This window comes from Bradyrhizobium sp. CCBAU 11434, from assembly GCF_028128895.1.
GTDB lineage: Bacteria > Pseudomonadota > Alphaproteobacteria > Rhizobiales > Xanthobacteraceae > Bradyrhizobium > Bradyrhizobium zhengyangense.
In genome coordinates this window covers 14,637-37,747 of the sequence record NZ_LBJX01000004.1, presented here as the reverse complement: position 1 = coordinate 37,747, position 23,111 = coordinate 14,637, and the positions used below count along the sequence as shown (strand labels likewise).

Sequence of the window (23,111 nt, the reverse complement as noted above, 5' to 3'; positions counted from 1 at the left end):
CGCCCTCACGCACTCCTGGCCAGCGCACCGTCGATCATGTTCACCGCGTTCTGCACGCCGTACACCGCGACGAAGGAGCCGAAGCGCGGGCCTTTTTCCTGGCCGAGCAGCACCTGGTACAGCATGTTGAACCAATCGAGCGTCACGCCCGGGCGACCGTCCTTACCCTTCTTGACCTGGTCGAGGAATGGTTCGCGGCGGCCGATCTCGTAGACGACGTTCTGGATGTCCTCGGCCGAGGCCTCCGCCGGAAGCTGCGAGAGCGCATCGCGCAGATCCTGCAACGCGGCGCGCTCAACCTCGGTCGGCTCGCGGAACTGCTTCGTCGGCGCGACGAAGTCGCGATAGTAGTTGATGGCGTAGCCGACCATCGCGTCCAGCTTAGGATGCGTCTGCGGCGACACGCCCGGACGATAGCGGCCGATGAAGCCCCACAGCGTCTCGGCGTTTTCCGCGTTCGACGACGACACCAGCGTGAGCAGCAGCTGGAACGTGACGGGCATATCGCCCTGCGGCGGCTTGCCGTTGTGGATGTGCCAGACCGGATTGCCGAGCTGTTGCTTGTCATCCTGCCTGGGGAAGCCGTCGATGAATTGCTGGTAGTCGTCGACCTGGCGCGGGATGACGTCGAAAAACAGCCGCTTCGCCGCCTTCGGCTCGCGATACATGAACAGCGACAGCGATTCCGGCGAGGCGTAGCGCAACCACTCGTCGATGGTGAGGCCGTTGCCCTTCGACTTCGATATCTTCTGGCCCTTCTCGTCGAGGAAGAGCTCGTAGTTGAAGCCTTCCGGCGGCGTGGCACCGAGCGCCCGGGCGATGGCGCCGGACAGTTTTACGGAATCGATCAGGTCCTTGCCGGCCATCTCGTAGTCGACGCCAAGCGCCACCCAGCGCATCGCCCAGTCGGCCTTCCACTGACATTTTACATTTCCGCCGGTGACCGGCGTTTCGACTTCCTCGTTGGTGTCAGGGTCGACATAGGTCACCGTGCCAGCCGCGACGTCGCGGCGGATCATCGGCACCTGCAGCACGATGCCCGTGGTCTTGCTGATGGGCAGGAACGGCGAATAGGTCGCGCGACGATCGGGCCCAAGCGTCGGCAGGATGATGTCCATGATCTTGTCGTAGGCGGCGAGCATCTTCAGCAGCGTCGCATCGAAGCGGCCGGACTTGTAATAGACGGTCGAGCTCGCGAACTCGTAGTCAAAGCCGAAATGATCCAGGAACGCGCGCAGGCGCGCATTGTTGGCGTCGCCGAACGACGGATGCTCGTTCGAGAACGGATCCGGCACCGACGTCAGCGGCCGCCCCAGATATTGCGCCAGCAGATCCTTGTTCGGCACGTTGTCAGGCACCTTGCGGAAGCCATCCATGTCGTCGGAGAAGGCCAAGAGGCGCGTCTTGATCTTGTCCTCGGTCAGCACGCGGAAGGCATGACGCACCATCGAGGTGCGCGCGACCTCGCCGAACGTGCCGATATGCGGCAGGCCGGAGGGACCGTAGCCGGTCTCGAACAACACCTCGTCCTTCGGGCTCTTCTTGAGCCGCGCGACAATGGCCTTCGCCTGCTCGAACGGCCAGGCGTTGGATTGTTCGGCGAGCGCACGAAGATCGCTCGGGGTCATGTTGGGATCGATAACGGACATCAAGGGGCCTCCGGGCCGCGGAAAATAGCGATTTCCGGGCAGAATGCAAAAGTTGGCGCGACGATCGCCGCTCTGACTCCCTCGCCCCGTTCTTACGGGGAGAGGGTTGGGGTGAGGGACTGCTTCCACAATCACGGTGAGAGCTGGACTCGCGGAGAGTCCCCCTCACCCGGAATTTGCTCTCGCAAATTCCGCCTCTCCCCGCAGGCGGGGAGAGGCGAGGAAGCTAAAACGGGCTCACCGAAAAATACTTCAGCCACAGGTCGGTGTAGCGGCCTTTTTCCCAGACGCGAAACAGGGCCCAGTTCAGGGCCTGGCGCAGCACGTCGTTCCCCTTGCGCACGGCGATGCCGATGCCTTCACCGAAGAAGCGGCTCTCGACGAAAGGGCCGCCGGAGAAGGCGCAGCAATCGCCTGAGTCGGTGCCATTGATCCAGAACGCCAGCGAGATGGCGTCGCCGAAGATGAAATCGACCTCGCCCTTGCGGAGCGCAGCGCGAAGCGCGTCGTCGTTGGGATAGGCGTGCAGCTCGGCATCGGTGAACATGGCTTTCAGATAGGCCTCATGCGCGGAGCCCGCGATGACGCCGACCTTCTTGCCTTCGAGATATTCGGGCCGGATCTCCGGCATCACCGCATCCTTGCGCGAGGCGAAGCGCGCCGGCACGCGGTAATACGGATCGGTGAAATCGACACGGGCGCGCAGCTGCGGGCTCACCGCCATGGAGGCGATGATCGCATCGCCCCGGTTCGAGGTGAGCGCATCGACCAGCGTCTCGAAGCGGCGCATCTGCACGGTACAGCTGACCTTGATCTCCTCGCACAGCGCGCGTGCGAGATCGACGTTGAAGCCAGCCGGATTGCCGTCAGCGCCGGTGAAGTTGAACGGCGGGTAGTCGGTCTCGGTCAGAAAGCGGATCACGGTCAGGCGCGACAGGTCCGGCCGCTCCGGGCGCCGCCGCGGATCCCAGAAGCCTGGCACCGCCTGGGGGGCGGCTTGGGGTGCGGTCGGGGTGGTCGTCTGGGGCGCCGCGGGGGGTTGCTTGGCTGGAGCCTGCGCACTAGCGCCGGACATGCTTGCCAACAGGCACGCGGCGACAGCCAGCCCCGTCAGCAAGCCACGGACAGATTTGGACGATTTCGCCTGTTGCGATGGAGCCATCGGCCGGAAATGAATGAATTTCGTTGGGATCGGAAGGCCTTATAGACCATCCGGCCGGGAACGCGAGCGCGGAATGTGGTTACTCCGCCGTCATGCCCGCCCCCTCAGAGATACTTCTTCAAATCCGCCGCCGCCTCTTCCGGGGTCCGCTTCAGGTTGAACGGCGAGACGAACCGGCCGTCGCGGTCCATCAGGTAGATCAGCGCGGTGTGATCCATGGTGTAGTCGCCGTCCTTGGTCGGGACCTTCTTGGCATAGACCCGGTAGGAGGTGATCACCTTGGCGGTCTCGGCGGGATCGCCGGACAGGCCTTCGAGATGCGGATCGAAGCTGGAGAGATAGTCCTTCATGGTGGCGGGCGTGTCGCGCTCGGGGTCGACCGAGATGAAGACCGCGTTGACCTTGTCGGCATCCTTGCCCATCGCGCGCAGCACTTCCGACATCTCGAACAGCGAGGTCGGGCAGACGTCAGGGCAATGGGTGTAGCCGAAGAAGATCAGGGTCGGCTTGCCCTTGAGGCTCGCCTCGGTGACGGCCTTGCCGTTCTGGTCGGTGAGCTGGAACGGGCCGCCGATCGCCGCCGGCTGCGTCACCTTGCTGACCCCGCCCATGGCCCAGAACAGCACCAGCAGGCCGACGACGAGGCTCGAGGCGAAGGCGGTCGCGATCACCAGCGGACGGGCAGTGGAACTCATGAGCGGAAAACTTCCTGTCGCGGGTCAGAAGCAGGCCGCAAAGCCGGTCCTGATCATTTCGAAGAACACCTGGGTGCCGTAGTGGAACCAGAGCGCGAGCGCGCCGATCACCAAAAGCCCACCGACGCCGGCCCCCGTCCACAGCAGCACGGATGGCGTGCGCCCGGCAGTGGGCGAATTGTCCTGTAGCTGACGTACCGGATGCGCTGGTTGAGCCATGACAAGGTTCGGGGCGGGGGGCCCGGGTTCCAGACCTTCAGATATGCCTTGGCCCGCCGGCGGGCAAGGCGCCGCCGGCGGGCCAAAACGATGCCGTTAGCCGATGTCAGTGAAGCAGCTGGCCCCGGGCGGAGTCGAGCTGATCAGATTGCGGCAGGGGCCGGCGCGACGGCTTGATCGCCGAGGCCTGCGCGTCGAGGTAACAGGGCTTGTACATCGCCTGAAGCTGCCTGCCTTTCAGGAACAGCATATGCGGCGTGAGGCCGCCGCGCTGTGAGATCCAGCGCTTCACCTGCGAGGGATACATCGCATAGAGCATCTGGGTGGCTTCGGGATTGGTGACGGCGCGGCCGTTGCTGCCGAAATCCCAGGCGGCGTGGAAGCCGAGGGTCGCGTTTGAGGTGACGCAGATCCGATCGCGCGGGATGGCGCCGAGGACGATGGTACAGGCGGACGCGCACAGGCCATCGATGATGACGGTGTCGCCTGATTGCCGCAGGTCCTGGTACTTGTCGACGTAGGTTCCGATCCGGCCGCCGCGGTCATCCGCGATCCGAACCACCGCGTGAGACGCCCCCATGCAAGCGATCAAACAAACCGCCGCAAGCAACCCCGTCAGAAACTTCATTGGCCCCCGCCCCAGTCGTTTCGAATCTGCGTGTCAGGTGGTGATGCGTGCCTAGCGTCGGTCGTTACCGTGGTTTTGTCTAGGCAGGCCGGCTCGATCAAAACAAATTCAAATCCAGTGTTGCGTCCGCGCTGCACTCAGGCAGCCTCAATCCCAAAGTGGAACAAGTTAACGATGCCTTACGCGACACGCCCTTGATCTCAGTTACGGCAACTGGCTTCAATTCCGGGCAACTACAGGGGGGAACTCATGGCCGGGCATTCGACCGAGCAGGCCGACGTCATTGTCGTCGGCGGAGGACTATCGGGACTGGTGGCGGCGACCGAGATCGCCGACGCCGGCAAGCGCGTGATCGTGGTCGACCAGGAAGGGGAGCAGTCGCTCGGCGGCCAGGCGTTCTGGTCGTTCGGCGGATTATTCCTGGTTGATTCGCCGGAGCAGCGTCGGCTCGGCATCAAGGACTCGTTTGAGCTCGCGATGCAGGACTGGCTCGGCACCGCCGGCTTCGATCGCGACGAAGATCACTGGCCGCGGAAATGGGCCGAGGCTTACGTCGCGTTCGCCGCCGGCGAGAAGCGCGACTGGCTGCGCGCGATGGGGCATCGCATCTTCCCCGTGGTCGGCTGGGCCGAGCGCGGCGGCTATGACGCGATGGGCCACGGCAATTCGGTGCCGCGCTTTCACGTCACCTGGGGCACCGGCCCCGGCATCGTCGAGCCGTTCGAACGCCGCGCCCGCGAGGCCGCAAAGAGCGGCCGCCTGGTCTTCAAGTTCCGTCACCGCGTCGACGCGCTGTCCGTCACCAACGGCACGGTGGACGGCGTCAGCGGCGCGATCCTCGCAGCCGATAACGTCGAGCGCGGCAAGAGCTCGTCGCGCAATGTCGTCGGCGAGTTCGCACTGAAGGCGCAGTCCGTGATCGTCGCCTCCGGCGGCATCGGCGGCAATCATGACCTGGTGCGCGCGAACTGGCCGAAGCGGCTCGGCGATCCCCCGAGATTCATGATCTCAGGCGTGCCGGAGCATGTCGACGGCCGCATGATCGGCATCACCGAGAAGACAGGCGCGCGGCTGATCAACCGCGACCGCATGTGGCATTACGTCGAGGGCATCCAAAACTGGAATCCGATCTGGCCGCGCCACGGCATCCGCATCCTGCCCGGGCCCTCCTCGATGTGGTTCGACGCCACCGGCGCCCGGCTGCCGGCGCCGCTGTTCCCGGGCTCGGACACGCTCGGGCAGCTCAATTACATCATGTCATCTGGCTATGATTATTCCTGGTTCGTCCTGACCCAGGCCATCATCAAGAAGGAGTTTGCGCTGTCGGGGTCGGAGCAGAACCCTGACCTCACGGGCAAGAGCTGGCGCATGACCTTGCGCCGCGCCACCAACAAGGGCGCGCCGGCGCCGGTGGAGGCGTTCAAGAGCCACGGTGTCGACTTCATCGTGCGCGACAAGCTCGAGGACCTCGTCGCCGCCATGAACAAGCTTGCCGGCAACGATCTGCTCAAGCTCGAGCACATCAGGACGCAGATCGAGGCGCGCGACCGCGAGATCGCCAACCCCTACGTCAAGGATGCGCAGGTGATGAACATCCACAACGCACGGCGCTACATCGGCGACAGACTGATCCGCACCGCCTCGCCGCATCGCATCCTCGATCCGGAGAAGGGACCGCTGATCGCAGTGAAGCTCAACATCCTCACCCGCAAGACGCTGGGCGGCTTCGAGACCGATCTCGACTCGCGCGTGTTCGGCGCCGAGGGAAGTGTCATTCCCGGGCTCTATGCGGTGGGCGAAGCCGCAGGCTTCGGCGGCGGCGGCGTGCACGGCTATCGCTCGCTGGAGGGCACCTTCCTCGGCGGCTGCCTGTTCTCCGGCCGCAATGCCGGCCGCGCCGCGGCGAAAGCGGTGGGCTGAACCATGCGGTGGCAGATGCGCATCTTGCTGCTTGTTGCGGCCCTCGCAGCACCGCCATCCGCATCCGCCGATACGATCGACGTCAATGGCACGATGCGCTCCTTCACCGTGCAATCGCCCACGAAGAAGCCGGCGCCGCTCGTGGTCGTGCTCCACGGCAAGACCCAGCGCGGCGCCGATATGATCGCGCGGACGGCGTGGCCGCAGGTCGCGAAGCGCGAAGGTTTTGCCGTGGTCTTTCCTGATGGCCTCAACCATGCCTGGGCCGATGCGCGGACAAAGGCCGGGCCCGAGCTGCGTGGTCCGCCTCCGGGCACCGATGACGTCGCCTTCATCGCAAAGCTCGTCGACAGGCTGGTGGCCGATGGCACGGCCGATGCCAAGCGCGTCTATGTCACCGGCGTCTCCAACGGCGGCGCCATGGTGATGACGCTGGTCTGCGCGCGCGCCGATCTGTTTGTCGCCGGCGCCAGCGTGATCATGAATCTCACCGATGAGTCTGCAGTCACCTGCCACCCCTCGCGACCGCTGCCGATGCTGCTCATGAACGGCACGGCCGATCCGCTGATCCCCTACGAGGGCGGACGCGGATCGAGCTATTTTGCCGCAGACGGGTTCTGGTCAACCGAGAAGACCGTGGCTTTCTGGCGCGAGCTCAATGGCTGCGAGATCGACGACGCCGATGTGACGGACATGCCCGACAAGGCGCCCGCAGACCAGTCCACCGTCACGCGGATTTCCTCGCGCTGTCCAACGGGGCACGACGTCGTGCTCTATCGCATCAACGGCGGCGGGCACCGCATGCCCGGCTTTGCGCCGGATGCCCGTTTCCCGAAGGTCGCGACCGGCCTGCTCGGGCCGCAGAATGGCGATATCGACGGCGCCGAGACGATTTGGGCTTTCTTCAGCCGGTTTCGGTGAACCAGCGCATGCGTCGCCGGCCATTCATGCATGGCGGGCAACGCAAATGCGTACCGGGGGTGGCACAGCGCGGGGGGCTGCGCTAGACAGGGCCGCCATTCCCTGAAGGAGATCCCGCAAATGAGCATTCAGCGTTTTGAAACCGGCCCGCGCATGAGCCAGGTCGTCGTGCACGGCGACACCGTCTATCTCGCCGGCGTCGTCGCCAGCAACGCGGCCGGCGAAAGCGTGACCAAGCAGACTCAGGACATCCTGAAGACCATCGACGGCCACCTCGCCAAGGCCGGCACCGACAAGTCGAAGCTGCTGTCGGCCACGATCTACATCACCGACATGAAGACGTTCCAGGAAATGAACGCCGTGTGGGACGGCTGGGTCTCGCCCGGCAACACCCCGGCCCGCGCCACCGTCGAAGCCAAGCTGGCCGCGCCGCAGTACACCGTCGAGATCATGGTGACCGCAGCGAAGTAATTCGCGCAGCATCAACATGCGACCGGAGCGCGATGAGATTCTCATCGCGCTCTTTTTTTGCGGGCACATGATCTCCGAGGTAATCGATCCCTGCGCGCGAACCTTCGATAGTCCGCTCAGCCGAAACAGAACGGCGCCATCGCAGGAGAGCACCATGAGCGACCACGTCACCATCGCCCGCCGCTATATCGATCTCTGGAACGAGCGCGCGCAAGTTCGCCGCCGCGAATTGCTCAGCGAGTTCTGGACGACGGATGCAAGCTATGTCGATCCGCTGATGAAGGGCGATGGACGAGATGGCATCGATGCCTTGATATCGGGCGTGCAGCAGCGCTTTCCTGACTTCAGGTTCAGCCTGATCGGCGAGCCCAACGGTTACGGCGACCATGTCCGCTTCTCATGGGGCCTCGGCCCTGATGGCGTCGACAGTCCGATCAAGGGGACAGATTTCGCCGTGCTGAAGGACGGGCGGATCAGGAGCATCACGGGATTCCTGGATCAGGTGCCCGCGGGCGCATGAGGGACGAGCATCGCCTCAAACTCCGCTGTCGTCCCGGTCTTCGCCGGGACGACAGCTGTGATGTGGCTCGTGCTCGGCTTAATCTACCAACCGATACGCAGCCTTCGCATTCACCCCGAATGCCTTCTCGCGCACGCTCGGCCCGAGCTTCGCCAGGCACACCTCCAGCGCGCTCTTGATCTCGCCGTAGCCGCCGGCGAGCAGGCACACCGGCCAGTCCGAGCCGAAGATCAGGCGGTCTTCGCCGAAACAATTCGCGACGTGCTGGACGAAGGGAAACAGCCGCTCGGCGTCCCAATCATCCCACTTCGCTTCCGTCGCAAGACCCGAGACCTTGCACCAGACATTGTCGCAGGCAGCCAGCGTCGCGATGCGCTCGGACCATTCGGCGCTGCCGCCGTCGGTGATCGGCGGTTTTGCGGCGTGGTCGAGCACGAAGCGGGCTTGCGGAAAGGCCTTTGCAGTCGCGATCGCGGCAGGCAGCTCGCGGGTGCGGACGAGGAAATCGTAGGTGAGATCACGGGCGAACATGTCAGCCAGTCCGCGCCGGACGTCGCCGCGCAGCAGCCAATCGGGGTCGGCCTCGTCGTGGACCTGGTGGCGGATGCCGACCAGCTTTGAGCCGCCCGGCAAGGTGCGCAGGCGATCGATGGTATCGCCGAGCGCGGCGTCGGTCAGATCGGCCCAGCCGACGACGCCGATGACGGAGGGCGTGGCGTGCGCGACGCCCAAGAACTCCTCGGTCTCCGCGAGCGACGAGCGGCATTGCACCACGATGCTTGCATCGATGCCGTTCGCCTGCAGCAGCGGCGCCAGATCGGCGGGGCCGAAGGCGCGGCGGATCGGCGCAAGCTCAGGCGCCATCATCCAGGGGTAGTCGGCGCGCGCGGGATCCCAGAAATGCTGGTGGGCGTCGATGGGCATGGCTCACGCTCCGCCCGGCAGCGGCGCCCGGGCGTCCACGAGGTTCTTGGCGCGCAGCTCCTGCCAGAAGGCTTGCGGCACCGCGCGCTCCGACATCGCGATATTGTCGGCGACCTCGCTCGCGTTGCGCGCGCCCATCACGGCGACCGTCACAGCCGGATGGGCCATGCAGAACTGGAGCGCGGCGGCTTTCAGCTCGGTGCCATGCTTGCGGCAGAGCTGGTCGAGTTCGATCGCGCGCGACACGAGTGCCGCGCCGGCGTCCTCATAGTTGAACTTCGCGCCCGTGTGCGGATTGGCAAGGATACCGCTGTTGTAGATACCGCCGAGCAGAATGCCGATGTTCTTCGCAGCGCAGACCGGGAACAGCGCGTCCAGCGCGCCCTGGTCGAGCAGCGTGTAGCGGCCGGCAAGCAGGAAGCAGTCGACCGGGACGGCTTCGGCGAAACGCGTGAGCATTTCGCATTGGTTCATGCCGGAACCGATCGCCTTCACGGTGCCGTCGTCACGAAGCCGCATCAGCGCGCGGAAGGCACCATTGACGGCGGCATCATAATGATCGTCGGGGTCATGCACGAGCAGGACGTCGACGCGATCTAGCCCGAGGCGGTCGAGGCTCTCCTCCACCGAGCGCATCACGCCGTCATAGCTGAAGTCGAATTTCGGCCGCAGCGCAGGCGCGTCCTTGAAATGATCGTCCTCGACCGTCGTACTGTCCGGCGTGCGCAGCAAGCGGCCGACCTTGGTCGAGATCGCATAGGACTCGCGCGGCTGTTGCCGCAGGAAAGCACCTAGTCGTTCTTCCGCCAGGCCGAAGCCATAGAGCGGCGCGGTATCGAAGAAGCGGACACCTAGCGACCAGGCCTTGGCGACGGTCGCCTCCGCGTCCGCATCGCTGACCGCCGAGAACAGGCCGCCTAGCGGCGCCGAGCCAAGGCCGATTGAAGTGACATCGAGACCGTGAGCCAACTGCGTACGCTTCATTGCAATGTCCTTCCCATGCGCAAAAAGTAGCACTCCCTCCCCCGCGAGCGGGAGAGGGAGTGTAGCGCAGGAACGTTGGGCTGGTAACGTTCCTACTTCAACAGCTTGGCGACGTTATCCTTGGTCACGAGGTCGAGGCCGGTGTAGATCACTTCCGGAACCTTCTGGCCCTTCTTGATCGCGAGCAACGTGTCCATCGACTTCTCGCCCATTTCGAACGGGCGCTGGCCGGTGAGCGCGTTGGAGTAGCCGTCGCGCAGCAGCTCGAGCTGCATCTTCAGCGTATCGGCGACGACGAGCGTCAGCTTGCCGCTATCGATTTCCTTCTTGTTCTTGTTGACGAAGGCCTTGAAGCCCTCAGGCGCGAACATCGGCCAGCCGCCGACCGGAACGATCGCGGCGAGATCCGGCGTCGCGGTCCGCAAGTCCGTCATCTGCTGGACCGCAAGCGCGGAATCGTCGTTGCAGAAGGTCGGCGAACCCTGCACCTCGACCCACTTCGAGCCCTTGAGCGCCTCGCGGACGCCATCGACGCGTTCCGCAAGGTTCTTCGCACCCGGGCCACCGGAGACCATGGCGTATTTGCCGCCCTCGGGCCGGAGCTGCAGCAATTGCTTGCCCAGCGCAAGTCCGAAGTCCTTGTTGTTGGTGCCGATATAGGCGATGCGCTTGGAGCCCGGCGCGTCCGCATCAAACGTGATGACGGGGATGCCGGCCGCGGTCGCAGCCTCAATCGACTTGGTCATGGACGCAACGTCGGCCACCGAGATCGCGAGGCCATCCACCTTCTGGGTGATGAAGTCCTGGATGATCTGCGCCTGCGTCGCCGGCTCGTGCTCGATCGGCCCCTTGTAGATGCACTCGACATTGCCGAGCTCCTTGGCTCGCTTCAGGCAGCCGTCACGCGCCACGTCGAAGAACGGATTGTTCATCGCCTTGGGAACGACGGCAAACTTATAGGTCTGGGCAAATGCCGGGGTTGCCATCATCGCGATGGTCACGCCGGCCAACAGAAGCTTCTTCATACTATTCCCTCCACACAGTGATGCCTATCCATTTGTGATGTGATGCCCCGGCAGGCGGATAGACGATCTTTCGTTGTCCTGCCGGAGTAACTGGTTAAGTGTTAAGTCATGCGCGAGCGAATGCGATCGACCAGCACGGCAAGGATGATGATCACGCCCACCAGCGTCTGCTGCCAGTAGGAGTTGACCTGCGCGAGCACGAGGCCGTTGCGGATCACCTCCAGCAGCACGCAGCCGACGATGGCGCCCAACGGACCGCCGAGGCCGCCGGCGAGGTTGGCGCCGCCGATGACCGCGGCGGCGATGACGTTGAGCTCGTAAGATGTCGCCATGTTCGCGGGCGCGGATCCCAGCCAGCCCGAGATGATGATGCCTTGCAGGCCGGCGGCGAGCGCGCAGAGCACATAGACTTCGATCTTCACGCGCACGACCGGGATGCCGGTCAATTCCGCCGCCTTCTCGTTGCCGCCGAGCGCGAAGACGTGGCGACCGAAGGTCGTATGATGCAGCACGACCGCCATCACCACGGCGAGGATCATCAGGTAGATGAACGGCGCGGGCACGCCGTATACGTCACCCGAGGTCAACGCGTAGAACAGATCCGCATCGGGCCCGCCCGGAAAGCTGCCACGGCCGTTCGAGACCACATAAGCGAGCCCGCGCACGATCGAAAGCATGCCGAGCGTGGTGACGAAGGGCGACAGCCCGAGCACCGCAATGCAGAAGCCGTTGATAATCCCGACGATGAACGCGGCGAACAGCCCGGCAAGCACCGAGATCACCAGGATCAATCCGGGCAAATTGGCGATGACCGTCTTGCCGTCCGCTGCCATGTGGACGAAATACGATCCTGGTGTCGACAGCTCGACCATGACCATGGAGGTGATCATGGCGGAAAAACACATCATCGAGCCGACGGAGAGGTCAATGCCGCCAGTGATGATGACGAACGTGATTCCGAGCGTTGCGATGGCGATGAATGAGAAATTCTTCGCCACGTTCTGCATGTTGCCCTCGGTGAAGAAGTAAGGGCTGGCAAAACGCATCACGATCATCAGCACCACGAGCGCCAGCAGGACGTAGCCGGTCTGCGAGGCAAATATGCCGCGGTGCCACCATTTGCTGCGGCCGACATTGGCGAAGGAGATCGGGTTTTCCATGGGTACGGACATTACGCCGCCTCCTTCGCGCCGGTAATGAGGGCGGTGACTTCCTCGGGGGACGTGTCGTGGATCGGCTTGTCGGCCCGCTTCTCGCCGCGGCGCATGACGATCACACGGTCGCAAACCGCGAACACGTCGGGCATGCGGTGGGAGATCAGCATCACGGCGACGCCCTGCTCCTTCAGACGGTGGATCAGGCTGAGCACCTGCTCGACCTGGCGCACCGAAATCGCGGCCGTCGGCTCGTCCATCATCACGAGCTTGGCGTTGGACAGCCGCGTGCGCGCGATCGCCACCGCCTGACGCTGGCCGCCCGACATCTGCTTGACCAGATCATGCGGCCTGGTTTCCGAGCGCAGCTCGCCGAACAGATCCAGCGCGCGTGCCGCCATCGCCTTGTGATCGAGCAGCGCGAGGGGGCCGAATTTGCGCTTGAGCTCGCGGCCGAGGAACACGTTGGCCGCGGCCGTCAGATTGTCGGCGAGCGCAAGGTCCTGATAGACGACTTCGATCCCGACGGCGCGTGCGTCGATGGGCCGGTTGAAATGGACCGCGGCGCCGTCGAAGCGGATCTCACCGTGGGTTGGGCGGAAGTTGCCGGCGATGATCTTGACCAGCGTCGACTTGCCGGCGCCGTTGTCGCCCATCAGACCGACCACTTCGCCCGGGTGGACATGCAGATCGACGTCATGCAGCGCGCGGATCGCGCCGAACTCCTTGCCGATCCCGGTCAATTCCAGCACCGGCTGGCCGCTTGTGGAAGAGGTTGTCATGCTCGGCCTCACTCAGACGTAGCGGTTGACGAGAGATTCGAGATATTCCTGACGGCCCGACCGCGGCTGCGGATCGAAGCCGGGGGCTAGCGCGCGATCAGAGAGATCGGCCAACGATCGCTTGCCTGCCATGATGGCCTGCCCTTCGCTATTGGTCCATCCGGCATACCGTTCGGTGACCGGCCCGGTCAGCGCCTCGGCGTCGAGCATGTCGGCCGCGGCGAGCAGCGCCCGTGCGCAGGCATCCATCGAGCCGACATGGGCGTGGATCAGATCGTCAGGGTCGATCGATTGACGCCTGATCTTGGCGTCGAAATTGAGACCGCCAGTGCTGAAGCCGCCTCCCTTGATCATGTCGTGGAACACCAGGGCCAGCTCCGGCACATTCATGGCGAACTGGTCGGTGTCCCAGCCGAGCAGATCGTCGCCTCTGTTGATGTCGAGCGAGCCGAACACGCCGAGCGCCTGGGCCAAGGCCACCTCATGCTGGAAGGAATGGCCGGCGAGGATGGCGTGATTCTGCTCGATGTTGAGCTTGACGTCCTTGAGCAGGTCATAGCGCTGCAGGAAGCCGTAGCAGGTGGCGACGTCGAAATCATATTGATGCTTGGTCGGCTCCTTCGGCTTGGGCTCGATCAGCAGCGGGCCCTTGAAGCCGATCTTGTGCTTGTGCTCGACGACGAGCGAGACGAAGCGGCCCAGTTGGTCGAGTTCGCGCTTGAGATCGGTGTTGAGCAGGGTCTCGTAGCCTTCGCGGCCGCCCCACAGCACGTAGTTCTGCCCGCCGAGCCGGTTCGTCACCTCCAAGGCAGCGCGGACCTGCCCGGCGGCATAGGTGAAGATATCAGGATCGGGATTGGTCGCGGCTCCCGCCATGTAACGGCGATGCGTGAACAGGTTCGCGGTGCCCCACAGCAGCCGGACCTTCGCTGACGCCATCTTCTTCTCGAAGAGATCGCCGATCGCGTTGAGATTGGCGACGGATTCGGCAAGCGTCGCGCCTTCGGGCGCGGCATCGACGTCGTGGAACGTGAAGAAGGGGACGTCGAGCAGGCGGAACAGCTCGAAGGCGATGTCGGCCTTGGCGCGCGCCATCGCCATGGCGTCGGTGCCGTGATGCCATGGACGGAGGAACGTCTCGCCGCCGAAGGGATCGCCGCCCGGCCAGCAGAACGAATGCCAGTAGCAGACCGCGAAGCGCAGATGATCCTCGAGCCGCTTGCCGCGAACGACGCGATCCTTGTCATACCAGCGGAAGGCCAGCGGATTTTTGGCGTCCTTGCCGCCATAGGCGACCGGGTCGGCTGCGCCGAAGAATTTTGGTAACGCGTTCACAGTGAAAACTCCTTCAGCGCGGGGTAGAGCTTGCGCCACTGGTGATAGGCCTCGCCATAGGCCGCAGTGCGCGACGGGTTGGGTGCGAAAGTCGCAAGGCGCCGCGGACGCGTGCAGACTTGCGCGGGATTTTCCGCCGTGGCGGCGAGCCGGCCGAGCCGGGCAGCGCCGAGCGCGGCGCCGACTTCGCCTTCCTCGACGCGATGCACGGGAATGCCGAGCACGTCGGCGCAGATCTGCGCCCACAGCGCCGAGCGCGAACCGCCACCGACGAGATCGAGTTCCGAGATGGCCGAGCTGGCACTGCCGAGCGCGGCAAGATTGTCGCGCGCGGCAAAGGCGACGCCTTCGAGCACGGCCTGCACGATTGCGTCGCGCCCGGTGGCGCCGCGCAGGCCGACGAAGGCACCGGCCGCGGCGGCATCGTTGTGCGGCGTGCGCTCGCCATCGAGATAGGGCAGGAACTTCACCGGGCCCGGTCCGGCCACGCTGTCGCCGAGCGGCGCGAGCAGCGATGCCGTCGGCGTCGCCATCACGGCGGAGAGCCAGGCGAGCGAAGCGGCGGCCGAGAGCATCACGCCCATCTGGTGCCAGAGGCCGGGCAGCGCATGACAGAAGGCGTGCACGGCGAAGGCCGGCGCCGGCGCAAACTTGTCGGTGACGCGGAAGATGACGCCGGAGGTGCCGAGCGACAGGAAGGCATCGCCCGGTGCGATCGCCCCGAGCCCGATCGCGCTCGCCGCGTTATCGCCGGCGCCGCCGGCAACGACGACGTTCTTTGCCATGCCCCAGCGCTGCGCGAACTCGCCCGCAAGCGTCGCGCTCGCCTCGCTGCCCTCGACCAGGCGCGGCATGTGGTGCAGATCGAGCCCGGTGGCGTGCAGCAGCAGCGCCGACCAGCGGCGATGGCCGACGTCGAGCCAGAGCGTGCCTGCGGCATCCGACATGTCCTCAACCATCTCGCCGGTCAGGCGATAGCGGACATAGGCCTTTGGCAGCAGCACCTTGGCGGCACGCTTGAAAACATCGGGCTCATGCCGCGCGACCCACAGCAGTTTTGGCGCGGTAAAGCCGGGCATCGCCAGATTTCCGGCAATGGCATGCAGCGAGGGGCAGCGGCGCTCGAGCTCGACGCATTCAGCATGCGAACGGCCATCGTTCCAGAGGATCGCCGGCCGCAGCGGGTGTCCGTCAGCGCCAAGCAGCGTCGCGCCATGCATCTGGCCCGACAGGCCGATGCCGCGCACGCTCGCGACATCACCGGGATGAGCGGCGGCGAGATCGTCGACGGCGCCAATGGCAGCCTCGACCCAGGAATCCGGATCCTGCTCGGACCACAGCGGCTGCGGATGCGACAGCGCAAGCTCGCGCGCAGCCGTCGCGACAACCGCGCCAGCCTCGTTCACGAGCACCGCTTTCACACCGGACGTGCCGATGTCCAATCCGATAAACAAACGCGTCCCTCCCTCTTCGTTTTGAGCGTGGTCCGTCCGGAAACCATACTGTTCCGGATCACGCTGGCGCGGTGCACGATCTGACGTCGCGCTTTCCGCAATCACTCAACTCAACACACAACGCACCGAGCCCTTCGGCTACGGCAGATTATCCCGCATCAGGATGTCGATGCGAATCTTCTCCTGCTCACTCAAGATCGGTTCGTTACGCGCAAGCGACAGCAGCACGCGCACGGCGGCACGCGCCTCGTGCCCCGGATTCTGCGAGATCGCGACATCCAGCGTGCCCTGCAGCAACAATCTTCGTGTCATCGCCGTGAGATCGTGAGCGATGAAGACGATCTGCTTGTCGCGGCCCGCCTCGGTCAGGGCCGTGGCCACGCCCTGCGTGCCGGCGCCGACATTGTAGAGGCCGATGATATCAGGGTGCTTGGCGAGCAGCCGCGAAATCAGCTGCTGCGAGCGGTCGTCCTCGTCGCGCCCCTCGAGCAGGGGCAGGATGTCGAGGTGCGAAAACTCCGATGCCATCACCTGATTGAAGCCAAAAATGCGCTCGGCGTGGTCGCGCAGGCCCTGCGAACCCGCGATGATGGCGATCTTGCCGGACCTCTGGCCGACCAGCCTTCCGACCAGCGCACCCGCGGTGCGGCCCGCGGCGATATTGTCGATGCCGACATAGTGGTGACGGCGCGAGGACGGCACGTCGGACACCAGCGTCACGACCTTGATGCCACGATCGACCAGATCGTTGATGGCGGCGCGCACGCTCGGATGGTCGAGCGCGACGACGGCGACGCCGTCATACTCGCTCCCGGCGAGCTCCTCCAGCGAGGCCGCCAGCACCGAAGGGTCGAACACGTCGGTGATGACCATCTCAACGGCGAGGCGGCGGGCGGAGAGCCACGCCGACATCTCGCCGAGATAGGCCTGGATCTGCAGCATGAACGGGTTGGCACCGACAGGCATCACGAAGGCAAACCGGCGGGCGCGGCCGCGGGCGAGCTCGGCTGCGGCCACATGGGGCTGAAAGGCGTTGCGCGCGATGATCTCCTGGACACGCCGGACCGTGTCCGGCCGCACGCCGGGACGGTTATGCAAGACGCGATCGACCGTAGCCAGGCTGACACCGGCCTCGCGGGCGATGTCCTTCAGCGTCAGCGCGGCGGAGGCGGTCTCTTCGGCCATGACTGAAGGCTAGCAGAGGCGTTTTGAGGTGCGCAACTCATTTTGAGGGACATGACGGCATTTTCGAGTGCCGGTTGCGCCGGGACTTCGCCTAGCTCTTTGTTTTGACGCGTTTTATTTGCGCTAACCGTTATCCACTTCGCTTGAAAACGCTTCTGCGCGGAGATCGAGCGTCAGGAAGAGACTGTTGGGATCCTCGACATAGCCCTCGAACGGGGCGCAAGGCACGAAGCCGTGGGCCTGGTAGAGCGCATGCGCCGGCTTGAAATAGTCCCAGGAGCCGGTCTCGAGGCTCAGCCGCGTCAGGTCACGCCTGCGCGCCTCGGCGATGATGTGGCGGAGCATCAGGCCACCAAAGCCGCGGCGGCGCGTGGCCTGCAGCGTATGCATCGATTTCACCTCGCCATGCCGGGCCGAGAGCGTCTTCAGTGCGCCCGTCGCGACCAGCGTCTCGCCGTCCCAGCCGGTCCAGAACGCGACGTCGCTGGCGCGAAGTCCGGCGAGATCGAGCGCATGGGCGCTGCCCGGAGCGGTCTGCGCCCGCGCCGCCGTGACGTGATGGTCGAGCAATGCGACGACGCGCGGATCGAAGGTGTCGCCAATGCGAATCTGCATCGTCAGGGCCTCACGTCACTTGCGAGTTGCTTCTGCATGAAGACGAGATCGAGCCAGCGGCCGAACTTGCAGCCGACCTCCGGCATGCGGGCGACCTCGACAAAGCCGAGCGAGGCGTGCAGGCCGAGCGAGCCGACATTGAGAGCCTCGATGCCCGCGATCATGGCGTGCTTATTCAGCGTCGTGGCGCGCTCGATCAGCGCGGCCACCAGGCTGCGGCCGATACCGGCGCGATGATGCCGCTCATCGACATAGACCGAATTCTCCACGGTGTGGCGATAGCCGGGGAAGGGACGGAAATCGCCGAACGAGGCGAAGCCGACGACGTCCCCGCCCCTCATCGCCACCAGCACCGGATAGCCCGCCTGCTGCCTTGTGCGGATCCATTCGCGCCGCGAGTCGAGATCGGCCGGGCCGTCGGTCCAGACCGCCGTGGTGTTGATCGCGGCGAAATTGTAGATGGCGAGGATGTCCGCGGCATCCTCCAGCGTTGCGTCCCGTACGATCAGCGACATCATAATTTCCCGTAAGATGTGCCGCGCCGCGTGATGATGACGTAGCGGGCATCCTGTTTGGTTTCGTTCTCGAAGGTCACCGCGCGCATCACGTCGAAGTCGAGACAGTCGCCTTCGCGCAGCCGCACCGTCTTGGCGTCGATATGCACGCAGACCGCGCCCTCCAGCATCAGCAGCTGCTGGGTGAAGGCGTTGCGGCCCCAAGGGCTGTAAGGTACACGCGCGCCGGCCGGCATGTCGACGACGATGATCTCGATGCCGCTGGCTGCGTCGACCGGCGAGGCATGGCGCCGCCGGTAGCCGCTTTCGGGATCGCGCCATTGCGGCTGATCGGCGAGCCGCGTCAGCCGCTCCGGCGGCTTCTCCGAGAGAGCGACGACGTCGCTGAGCGAGACGTCGAGCGCTGCGCAGAGCTTGTTGAGCAGCGCCGCGGTCGCGCTGCTCTGCGCCCGCTCCACCCGCCCGATCATGGCCCGGCTGACACCCGAGCGGCTGGCGAGTTCGTTCAAGGTCATGCCGGCCTGCGTCCTCAAGATTTTCAAGCGGCGACCGATCGCGCGGTCGAGTTTTTGCTGGTCCATTTTGTCGTAGGCCTTGGTCTTCATCCAGATTTGCCCGACATGAGGACCGCACCCATGAGGGCGACAGCAGCTTAGGCCGGGCGGGCCGTGAATGCCGGACGCGAGAGGTTAATATATTAGAATCTTTGCCGGGCCTGTAGCCTTGATTAGAATGCGCGCAACAACGATGAGCGGGAGGCGACGACATGAGCGGACCGACGCAGCGGACGATCAAGGCCAATGGCATCAGCCTCAACGTCGCCGAACAGGGCGAGGGTCCGCTGGTGCTGCTCTGCCACGGCTTTCCCGAAGGCTGGTACTCCTGGCGCCATCAGATCGAGGCGCTGGCGGCGGCCGGCTACCATGCCGTCGCGCCCGACATGCGCGGCTATGGCAAGAGCGACAAGCCCGAGGCGATCGACCAGTACACGATTTTCCATATGATCGGCGATCTCGTCGGCGTGCTCGATGCGTTCGAGGCAAAGAGCGCCATCATCGTCGGCCATGACTGGGGCGCGGGGATCGCCTGGCACGCGGCCCGGCTACGCCCCGACCGCTTTCGCGCCGCCGCCATTCTCAGCGTGCCTTATCGCCCGCGCAGCGACGTGCGCCCGACCAGCGTGATGCCGCAGACTGAGGAAGCCCAGTTCTATCAACTTTACTTTCAGCAGCCTGGCGTCGCCGAAGCGGAGTTCGAAGCGGACCCGCGCAAGACGCTCGCCGCGATGCTGTTCGGGGGCTCCGGCGAGGGCGTCACCGCCATTCGCGCCATGGCGGCTGCGAGCGGCCAGACGTCAAAAGGCGTCGGCATGGTCTCGCGCAAGGACGGCTTGCTGCCGAAAGTGCCGGTGCCGCTGCCGTCATGGCTCAGCGCCGCCGACCTCGACTATTACGCCGCCGAATTCGCCCGCAGCGGTTTTCGCGGACCGCTCAACTATTACCGCAACATCGATCACAACTGGGAGCTGATGGGCGCCTTCGAGGGCGTGAAGGTAACCGTGCCCACGCTGTTCATCGCCGGCGACCTCGACATGGTCATCGCCTTTCCCGGCGCGGCCGAGCATCTCGCCAACATGAAGCAATGGGTGCCACAGCTGCGCGAGATCAAGATGCTGCCGGGTTGCGGACACTGGACGCAGCAGGAGCGGCCAGCCGAGGTGAATGCGGCGCTCGTCGACTTCCTGCGGAGCTTGCCGCGTTGAGCGGCCCCTAGCAGGGCCCCAGCTTGTCGATGCGCTTTTGATGGCGCCCGCCCTCGAAGGCCGTACCCAGGAACGCTTCGACGCATTCCTTTGCCACCACGTCGCCCGTCGTGCGTCCGCCGAGCGCCAGAACATTGGCGTCATTGTGCTGGCGGCACAGCCGTGCGCCGGTGACATCATGCACGAGCGCGCAACGGATATGGGCATGACGATTGGCAGCGATGGAAATGCCGATGCCCGATCCGCAGATCAGGATGCCGCGCCCCGCCCTGCCGTCCTTGATGGCGTCGGCGAGCTTGTGGGCGAAGTCAGGATAGTCGACGGACGCGGCGCTATCGGTGCCGAGGTCCAGCCATGTCACATCGGGCAACGCTGACTTCAGCGCTTCCTTGAGGGCAAAGCCCCCGTGATCACAGGCAATCGCGACCAAGCGCGTGGTTTCGTCGTTGTCGGCCATTTGCTGTCCCGGGGATTGGAGCGGGCGAAGGGAATCGAACCCTCGTATGCAGCTTGGGAAGCTGCCGTTCTACCATTGAACTACGCCCGCCCTATGCGCGTGTCCTGCGCCCACCCTGATTAGCCGAGACGGTGTCCGGCGCCAAGCGGTTTGGCGCGTCAGGCCGGACCGATGTTAACGTCCTGGCAAGATTCCAGGTGCGCCGAATTGTGGCAGTGTTATGATTGCTCTGTCGGGGGAGAAACGTGCACTGAGTGGGGCGTGTGCATGGTGGGGCGTGCCTACACGATATTCGACACGACGATCGGGCGCTGCGGCATCATCTGGAGCAGCACCGGCGTGGTCGCCGTGCAATTGCCCGAGGCGCGGGAGATCGACACTCGCCGACGGATTTTCCAGGTCCATCCCGAAGCGCGTGAGCAGGCGGTGCCTGTCAACACCGAGCTCGCCATTGAGGGCATCGTGGGCCTGCTGCAGGGCAGCGACCCCGATTTTTCCGAGGTCAGCCTCGATGCCGGCGACGTGCCGGCTTTCAACCGGCGAGTCTACGAATACACCTGCACCATCCCGCGGGGGGAGACGCGCACCTATCACGAGATCGCCAAGGCGCTGGGCGCCTCCGGCGCCGCGCATTCGGTGGCGCAAGCGATCGCCAAGAATCCCTACATGATCATCGTGCCTTGCCACCGGGTGCTGGAAGCGGGCGGCTATGCCGACCGGATCTCGCCATACGGCGGGGTGATCTCCAAACGACGGCTGCTGGCGCTGGAAGGCGCCCACCCGATCGCCAGCAAGACGCTGTTCGAGGTGTTGCTGCCCGTTGCCCCGCCGCGGTCCGCCTCCTAAATACTCGGAATGGATGCGACCACGCTGCTGACGACACAGACGATGACGGTCTCCGAGTTTCGCTGCGACGCGGGGCCGGGCGACACGCCGTTTGCCGAGTGCCGCACCGGCCATTCCATCGCCTATGTCCGCTCAGGCAGCTTTGGCTGCCATTGCCGCGCCGGCTTCTTCGAGCTGGTGGCGGGTTCGCTGCTGGTCGGCGCGCCCGGCGAGGAATACACCTGCACGCATGAGCATGTGTCGGGCGACGTCTGCCTCGGCTTCTTCTTCAGCGAGACTCTGGTCGATGCCCTCGGCGGGCGGCGTGAGACCTGGCAGGTTGGGGCGACACCGCCGCTGCCCGAGCTGATGGTGCTGGGCGAGCTTGCCCAGACGGCGGCAGATGGCAACAGCGATTTGGGCCTTGACGAGGTCGGCCAGATTTTTGCGAGCCGCTTTGTTGACGTGGTGTCGGGCAAGCGGCGAAAGCCGGCGACGCCGACGGCGCGCGATCGCCGCCGTGCGGTCGAGGCCGCGTTGTGGATCGACGACAATTCGCACGCGGAGATCGATCTCGAACAGGCTGCACGCCTGGCAGATTTGAGCCCGTTCCATTTCCTGCGGCTGTTCTCCAACGTGCTCGGCGTCACTCCGCATCAATATCTGGTGCGCTCGCGGCTGCGGCACGCGGCACGCCTGCTCACCGACGACGACATCGCGGTCACCGACATCGCCTATGACGTCGGCTTCGGCGACCTCTCCAACTTCGTCCGCACCTTCCATCGCGCCGCCGGCTTGTCGCCGACCAAGTTCCGGCAGGCCTCGAAGGGCAAGCGCAAGATTCTCCAAGAACGGCTGGCGCTCAACTGACTAGGGTCCTCTCCGGCGCGCGCCACGAGCGGCGCGCTTTGCAATGGAGACGACCATGTATGACCATATCGGATTGCGCGTTGCCGACCTCGACGCCGCCACGCGCTTCTACACCGCGGCGCTGGCGCCGCTCGGTTACGTGCTGTGCTCGAGCGGCGACGGCTATGCCGGCTTCGGGCCGAAGGGCGAGCCGGCGCTCTGGCTGCATCTGAACAAGGGCCGTAAGGCCGACGGCGCACACATCGCGTTTCGCGCCAAGAACCATGATGCCGTGAAGGCGTTTCACCGCGAGGGCCTGAAGAGCGGCGGCCATGACAATGGCGGCGCCGGCCCGCGCAAGGATTACAGTCCGACTTACTACGCGGCGTTCTTGATCGATCCCGACGGCAACAATGTCGAGGCGGTTTGCACGTGAGCTCTCTCCTCCGTCATTGCGAGGAGCCCATGCGACGAAGCAATCCAGGCTGTTTCCACGGAGACATTTCTGGATTGCTTCGCTGCGCTCGCAATGACGGAGGACTTGGCGACCAGTTACCGAAATCAAGGATACTTTCATGGCCTCCATCCACAACGACGTCTCCCTCCCCGCCCCGGCCCGCGACGTCTGGGACGCAGTGCGCGATTTTGGCGCGCTGCCTCAGCGGCTGGTGCCGGGCTTCGTCACGGCATGCCGGCTCGACGGCGATGCGCGTATCGTCACCTTCGCCAATGGCTCTGACGCCCGCGAGGTGCTAGTCGATTGCGATGATATCAGGCAGCGGCTGGTTTACGCCATCAACAACGAGCGGCTGAAGCACTACAGCGCCTCGGTACAGGTGATCGCCGAGGGCGAGACGAAATGCCGCCTGGTCTGGACCATCGACATGCTGCCGAACGAGCTTGCGACTTACGTGCAGGAGCAGACCAAGGCGGCTGTCGCCGCCATGCACAAAGCATTTCCTGCGTGATCTTTCTCACAGAGCCCGCGCCTCATCGGCCGTAACCATGGCCGCGTGCGTCCTGACGGCCTCGCTCTCCCGGCGGCGCCACGCACGCGAGG

The 23,111-nt window shown here is 64.9% G+C and carries 26 protein-coding genes and 1 tRNA gene; 9 read left to right on the top strand and 18 right to left on the bottom strand.

Features of this window, described 5'->3' with window-relative positions; all coding sequences use genetic code 11:
* Positions 1–5 precede the first annotated feature (5 nt).
* The 5 genes from XI06_RS05920 to XI06_RS05900 all read right to left on the bottom strand — a co-directional run bounded on the left by XI06_RS05920 (position 6) and on the right by XI06_RS05900 (position 4,353).
* Positions 6–1,649 carry a lysine--tRNA ligase gene (locus XI06_RS05920; RefSeq protein ID WP_237870786.1) on the bottom strand — a complete coding sequence of 548 codons (1,644 nt, stop codon included), beginning with the start codon at positions 1,647–1,649 and terminating at the stop codon, positions 6–8.
* A 226-nt stretch (positions 1,650–1,875) separates the two neighbouring features.
* Positions 1,876–2,811: a transporter substrate-binding domain-containing protein gene (locus XI06_RS05915; RefSeq protein WP_271604817.1), complete on the bottom strand. Its 936-nt coding sequence runs from the start codon at positions 2,809–2,811 to the stop codon at positions 1,876–1,878.
* Between the two features lie 104 nt (positions 2,812–2,915).
* A complete protein-coding gene (locus XI06_RS05910; RefSeq protein WP_237864134.1) occupies positions 2,916–3,506 on the bottom strand; it encodes an SCO family protein in 591 nt (196 codons plus the stop codon).
* 24 nt (positions 3,507–3,530) lie between these two features.
* Positions 3,531–3,725, bottom strand: coding sequence for a hypothetical protein (locus XI06_RS05905; RefSeq protein WP_237864135.1), 195 nt, complete (start codon positions 3,723–3,725; stop codon positions 3,531–3,533).
* A gap of 106 nt (positions 3,726–3,831) precedes the next feature.
* Positions 3,832–4,353, bottom strand: coding sequence for a hypothetical protein (locus XI06_RS05900; RefSeq protein WP_237864136.1), 522 nt, complete (start codon positions 4,351–4,353; stop codon positions 3,832–3,834).
* Between the two features lie 249 nt (positions 4,354–4,602).
* On the opposite strand from XI06_RS05900, the gene XI06_RS05895 reads away from it, so the two are divergent.
* From XI06_RS05895 to XI06_RS05880, 4 genes are all read left to right on the top strand, one after another.
* Positions 4,603–6,273 carry an FAD-binding dehydrogenase gene (locus XI06_RS05895; protein ID WP_237864137.1) on the top strand — a complete coding sequence of 557 codons (1,671 nt, stop codon included), beginning with the start codon at positions 4,603–4,605 and terminating at the stop codon, positions 6,271–6,273.
* 3 nt (positions 6,274–6,276) lie between these two features.
* Positions 6,277–7,194 (top strand): alpha/beta hydrolase family esterase, encoded by a 918-nt coding sequence (locus XI06_RS05890; protein ID WP_271604816.1) that lies wholly within the window; start codon positions 6,277–6,279, stop codon positions 7,192–7,194.
* Between the two features lie 120 nt (positions 7,195–7,314).
* Positions 7,315–7,665 (top strand): RidA family protein, encoded by a 351-nt coding sequence (locus XI06_RS05885; RefSeq protein WP_057742620.1) that lies wholly within the window; start codon positions 7,315–7,317, stop codon positions 7,663–7,665.
* 154 nt (positions 7,666–7,819) lie between these two features.
* Positions 7,820–8,185 carry a nuclear transport factor 2 family protein gene (locus tag XI06_RS05880; RefSeq protein WP_271604815.1) on the top strand — a complete coding sequence of 122 codons (366 nt, stop codon included), beginning with the start codon at positions 7,820–7,822 and terminating at the stop codon, positions 8,183–8,185.
* A gap of 78 nt (positions 8,186–8,263) precedes the next feature.
* Here the strand turns inward: XI06_RS05880 and XI06_RS05875 are convergent, their stop codons facing one another.
* From XI06_RS05875 to XI06_RS05825, 11 genes are all read right to left on the bottom strand, one after another.
* Positions 8,264–9,109 (bottom strand): amidohydrolase family protein, encoded by an 846-nt coding sequence (locus XI06_RS05875; protein ID WP_271604814.1) that lies wholly within the window; start codon positions 9,107–9,109, stop codon positions 8,264–8,266.
* Between the two features lie 3 nt (positions 9,110–9,112).
* Positions 9,113–10,093 (bottom strand): aldo/keto reductase, encoded by a 981-nt coding sequence (locus XI06_RS05870; protein WP_237864141.1) that lies wholly within the window; start codon positions 10,091–10,093, stop codon positions 9,113–9,115.
* Positions 10,094–10,185: 92 nt separating this feature from the next.
* Positions 10,186–11,118 carry a sugar-binding protein gene (locus tag XI06_RS05865; protein ID WP_271604813.1) on the bottom strand — a complete coding sequence of 311 codons (933 nt, stop codon included), beginning with the start codon at positions 11,116–11,118 and terminating at the stop codon, positions 10,186–10,188.
* 101 nt (positions 11,119–11,219) lie between these two features.
* Entirely contained in the window at positions 11,220–12,290 is a 1,071-nt protein-coding gene (locus XI06_RS05860; RefSeq protein WP_237864143.1) for an ABC transporter permease, read from the bottom strand.
* Positions 12,290–13,054 (bottom strand): ATP-binding cassette domain-containing protein, encoded by a 765-nt coding sequence (locus XI06_RS05855; protein ID WP_237864144.1) that lies wholly within the window; start codon positions 13,052–13,054, stop codon positions 12,290–12,292. Before XI06_RS05855 ends, XI06_RS05860 begins: the two co-directional genes overlap by 1 nt.
* Positions 13,055–13,066: 12 nt before the next feature.
* Positions 13,067–14,389, bottom strand: coding sequence for a xylose isomerase (gene xylA / locus XI06_RS05850; protein WP_271604812.1), 1,323 nt, complete (start codon positions 14,387–14,389; stop codon positions 13,067–13,069).
* A complete protein-coding gene (xylB, locus tag XI06_RS05845; protein ID WP_271604811.1) occupies positions 14,386–15,843 on the bottom strand; it encodes a xylulokinase in 1,458 nt (485 codons plus the stop codon). Before xylB ends, xylA begins: the two co-directional genes overlap by 4 nt.
* Before the next feature lie 138 nt (positions 15,844–15,981).
* Positions 15,982–17,028, bottom strand: coding sequence for a LacI family DNA-binding transcriptional regulator (locus tag XI06_RS05840; protein ID WP_237864147.1), 1,047 nt, complete (start codon positions 17,026–17,028; stop codon positions 15,982–15,984).
* 123 nt (positions 17,029–17,151) lie between these two features.
* Entirely contained in the window at positions 17,152–17,643 is a 492-nt protein-coding gene (locus XI06_RS05835; RefSeq protein ID WP_237864148.1) for a GNAT family N-acetyltransferase, read from the bottom strand.
* A gap of 2 nt (positions 17,644–17,645) precedes the next feature.
* Positions 17,646–18,158: a GNAT family N-acetyltransferase gene (locus XI06_RS05830; protein ID WP_271604907.1), complete on the bottom strand. Its 513-nt coding sequence runs from the start codon at positions 18,156–18,158 to the stop codon at positions 17,646–17,648.
* Positions 18,158–18,763, bottom strand: coding sequence for a helix-turn-helix domain-containing protein (locus tag XI06_RS05825; RefSeq protein WP_237864150.1), 606 nt, complete (start codon positions 18,761–18,763; stop codon positions 18,158–18,160). The genes XI06_RS05830 and XI06_RS05825 overlap by 1 nt, the downstream gene beginning before the upstream one ends.
* A gap of 161 nt (positions 18,764–18,924) precedes the next feature.
* On the opposite strand from XI06_RS05825, the gene XI06_RS05820 reads away from it, so the two are divergent.
* The gene (locus XI06_RS05820; protein ID WP_271604810.1) at positions 18,925–19,920 is read left to right on the top strand and encodes an alpha/beta fold hydrolase; all 996 of its coding nucleotides are present in this window, start codon (positions 18,925–18,927) and stop codon (positions 19,918–19,920) included.
* 7 nt (positions 19,921–19,927) lie between these two features.
* Here XI06_RS05820 and rpiB read toward each other — a convergent pair whose 3' ends face one another.
* Together rpiB and XI06_RS05810 are read right to left on the bottom strand one after the other, a co-directional pair.
* Positions 19,928–20,377 (bottom strand): ribose 5-phosphate isomerase B, encoded by a 450-nt coding sequence (gene rpiB / locus XI06_RS05815; protein ID WP_237864152.1) that lies wholly within the window; start codon positions 20,375–20,377, stop codon positions 19,928–19,930.
* Between the two features lie 16 nt (positions 20,378–20,393).
* Positions 20,394–20,467: transfer RNA gene (locus XI06_RS05810), tRNA-Gly, on the bottom strand.
* 177 nt (positions 20,468–20,644) lie between these two features.
* Here XI06_RS05810 and XI06_RS05805 point away from each other — a divergent pair.
* From XI06_RS05805 to XI06_RS05790, 4 genes are all read left to right on the top strand, one after another.
* Positions 20,645–21,223: a methylated-DNA--[protein]-cysteine S-methyltransferase gene (locus tag XI06_RS05805; RefSeq protein ID WP_271604809.1), complete on the top strand. Its 579-nt coding sequence runs from the start codon at positions 20,645–20,647 to the stop codon at positions 21,221–21,223.
* 9 nt (positions 21,224–21,232) lie between these two features.
* Complete coding sequence (locus XI06_RS05800; protein ID WP_271604808.1) at positions 21,233–22,072, top strand: helix-turn-helix transcriptional regulator; 840 nt, start codon at positions 21,233–21,235, stop codon at positions 22,070–22,072.
* Positions 22,073–22,127: 55 nt separating this feature from the next.
* Positions 22,128–22,487: a VOC family protein gene (locus tag XI06_RS05795; RefSeq protein WP_237864155.1), complete on the top strand. Its 360-nt coding sequence runs from the start codon at positions 22,128–22,130 to the stop codon at positions 22,485–22,487.
* 139 nt (positions 22,488–22,626) lie between these two features.
* The gene (locus tag XI06_RS05790) at positions 22,627–23,019 is read left to right on the top strand and encodes an SRPBCC family protein (RefSeq protein WP_271604807.1); all 393 of its coding nucleotides are present in this window, start codon (positions 22,627–22,629) and stop codon (positions 23,017–23,019) included.
* Positions 23,020–23,111 lie beyond the last annotated feature (92 nt).

What these genes read in the sequence shown, in the direction of transcription:
- XI06_RS05890 (WP_271604816.1), top strand. Translation starts at nt 6,277, where the DNA reads ATGCGGTGGCAGATGCGCATCTTGCTGCTTGTTGCGGCCCTCGCAGCA.
- XI06_RS05875 (WP_271604814.1), bottom strand. Translation starts at nt 9,109, where the DNA reads ATGCCCATCGACGCCCACCAGCATTTCTGGGATCCCGCGCGCGCCGAC.
- XI06_RS05840 (WP_237864147.1), bottom strand. Translation starts at nt 17,028, where the DNA reads ATGGCCGAAGAGACCGCCTCCGCCGCGCTGACGCTGAAGGACATCGCC.
- XI06_RS05860 (WP_237864143.1), bottom strand. Translation starts at nt 12,290, where the DNA reads ATGTCCGTACCCATGGAAAACCCGATCTCCTTCGCCAATGTCGGCCGC.
- XI06_RS05835 (WP_237864148.1), bottom strand. Translation starts at nt 17,643, where the DNA reads ATGCAGATTCGCATTGGCGACACCTTCGATCCGCGCGTCGTCGCATTG.
- XI06_RS05905 (WP_237864135.1), bottom strand. Translation starts at nt 3,725, where the DNA reads ATGGCTCAACCAGCGCATCCGGTACGTCAGCTACAGGACAATTCGCCC.
- XI06_RS05830 (WP_271604907.1), bottom strand. Translation starts at nt 18,158, where the DNA reads ATGTCGCTGATCGTACGGGACGCAACGCTGGAGGATGCCGCGGACATC.
- XI06_RS05805 (WP_271604809.1), top strand. Translation starts at nt 20,645, where the DNA reads ATGGTGGGGCGTGCCTACACGATATTCGACACGACGATCGGGCGCTGC.
- XI06_RS05800 (WP_271604808.1), top strand. Translation starts at nt 21,233, where the DNA reads ATGGATGCGACCACGCTGCTGACGACACAGACGATGACGGTCTCCGAG.
- XI06_RS05870 (WP_237864141.1), bottom strand. Translation starts at nt 10,093, where the DNA reads ATGAAGCGTACGCAGTTGGCTCACGGTCTCGATGTCACTTCAATCGGC.
- XI06_RS05915 (WP_271604817.1), bottom strand. Translation starts at nt 2,811, where the DNA reads ATGGCTCCATCGCAACAGGCGAAATCGTCCAAATCTGTCCGTGGCTTG.
- XI06_RS05855 (WP_237864144.1), bottom strand. Translation starts at nt 13,054, where the DNA reads ATGACAACCTCTTCCACAAGCGGCCAGCCGGTGCTGGAATTGACCGGG.
- XI06_RS05900 (WP_237864136.1), bottom strand. Translation starts at nt 4,353, where the DNA reads ATGAAGTTTCTGACGGGGTTGCTTGCGGCGGTTTGTTTGATCGCTTGC.
- XI06_RS05865 (WP_271604813.1), bottom strand. Translation starts at nt 11,118, where the DNA reads ATGAAGAAGCTTCTGTTGGCCGGCGTGACCATCGCGATGATGGCAACC.
- XI06_RS05885 (WP_057742620.1), top strand. Translation starts at nt 7,315, where the DNA reads ATGAGCATTCAGCGTTTTGAAACCGGCCCGCGCATGAGCCAGGTCGTC.
- rpiB (WP_237864152.1), bottom strand. Translation starts at nt 20,377, where the DNA reads ATGGCCGACAACGACGAAACCACGCGCTTGGTCGCGATTGCCTGTGAT.
- XI06_RS05880 (WP_271604815.1), top strand. Translation starts at nt 7,820, where the DNA reads ATGAGCGACCACGTCACCATCGCCCGCCGCTATATCGATCTCTGGAAC.
- XI06_RS05820 (WP_271604810.1), top strand. Translation starts at nt 18,925, where the DNA reads ATGAGCGGACCGACGCAGCGGACGATCAAGGCCAATGGCATCAGCCTC.
- XI06_RS05790 (WP_271604807.1), top strand. Translation starts at nt 22,627, where the DNA reads ATGGCCTCCATCCACAACGACGTCTCCCTCCCCGCCCCGGCCCGCGAC.
- XI06_RS05895 (WP_237864137.1), top strand. Translation starts at nt 4,603, where the DNA reads ATGGCCGGGCATTCGACCGAGCAGGCCGACGTCATTGTCGTCGGCGGA.
- XI06_RS05825 (WP_237864150.1), bottom strand. Translation starts at nt 18,763, where the DNA reads ATGAAGACCAAGGCCTACGACAAAATGGACCAGCAAAAACTCGACCGC.
- XI06_RS05920 (WP_237870786.1), bottom strand. Translation starts at nt 1,649, where the DNA reads ATGTCCGTTATCGATCCCAACATGACCCCGAGCGATCTTCGTGCGCTC.
- XI06_RS05795 (WP_237864155.1), top strand. Translation starts at nt 22,128, where the DNA reads ATGTATGACCATATCGGATTGCGCGTTGCCGACCTCGACGCCGCCACG.
- XI06_RS05910 (WP_237864134.1), bottom strand. Translation starts at nt 3,506, where the DNA reads ATGAGTTCCACTGCCCGTCCGCTGGTGATCGCGACCGCCTTCGCCTCG.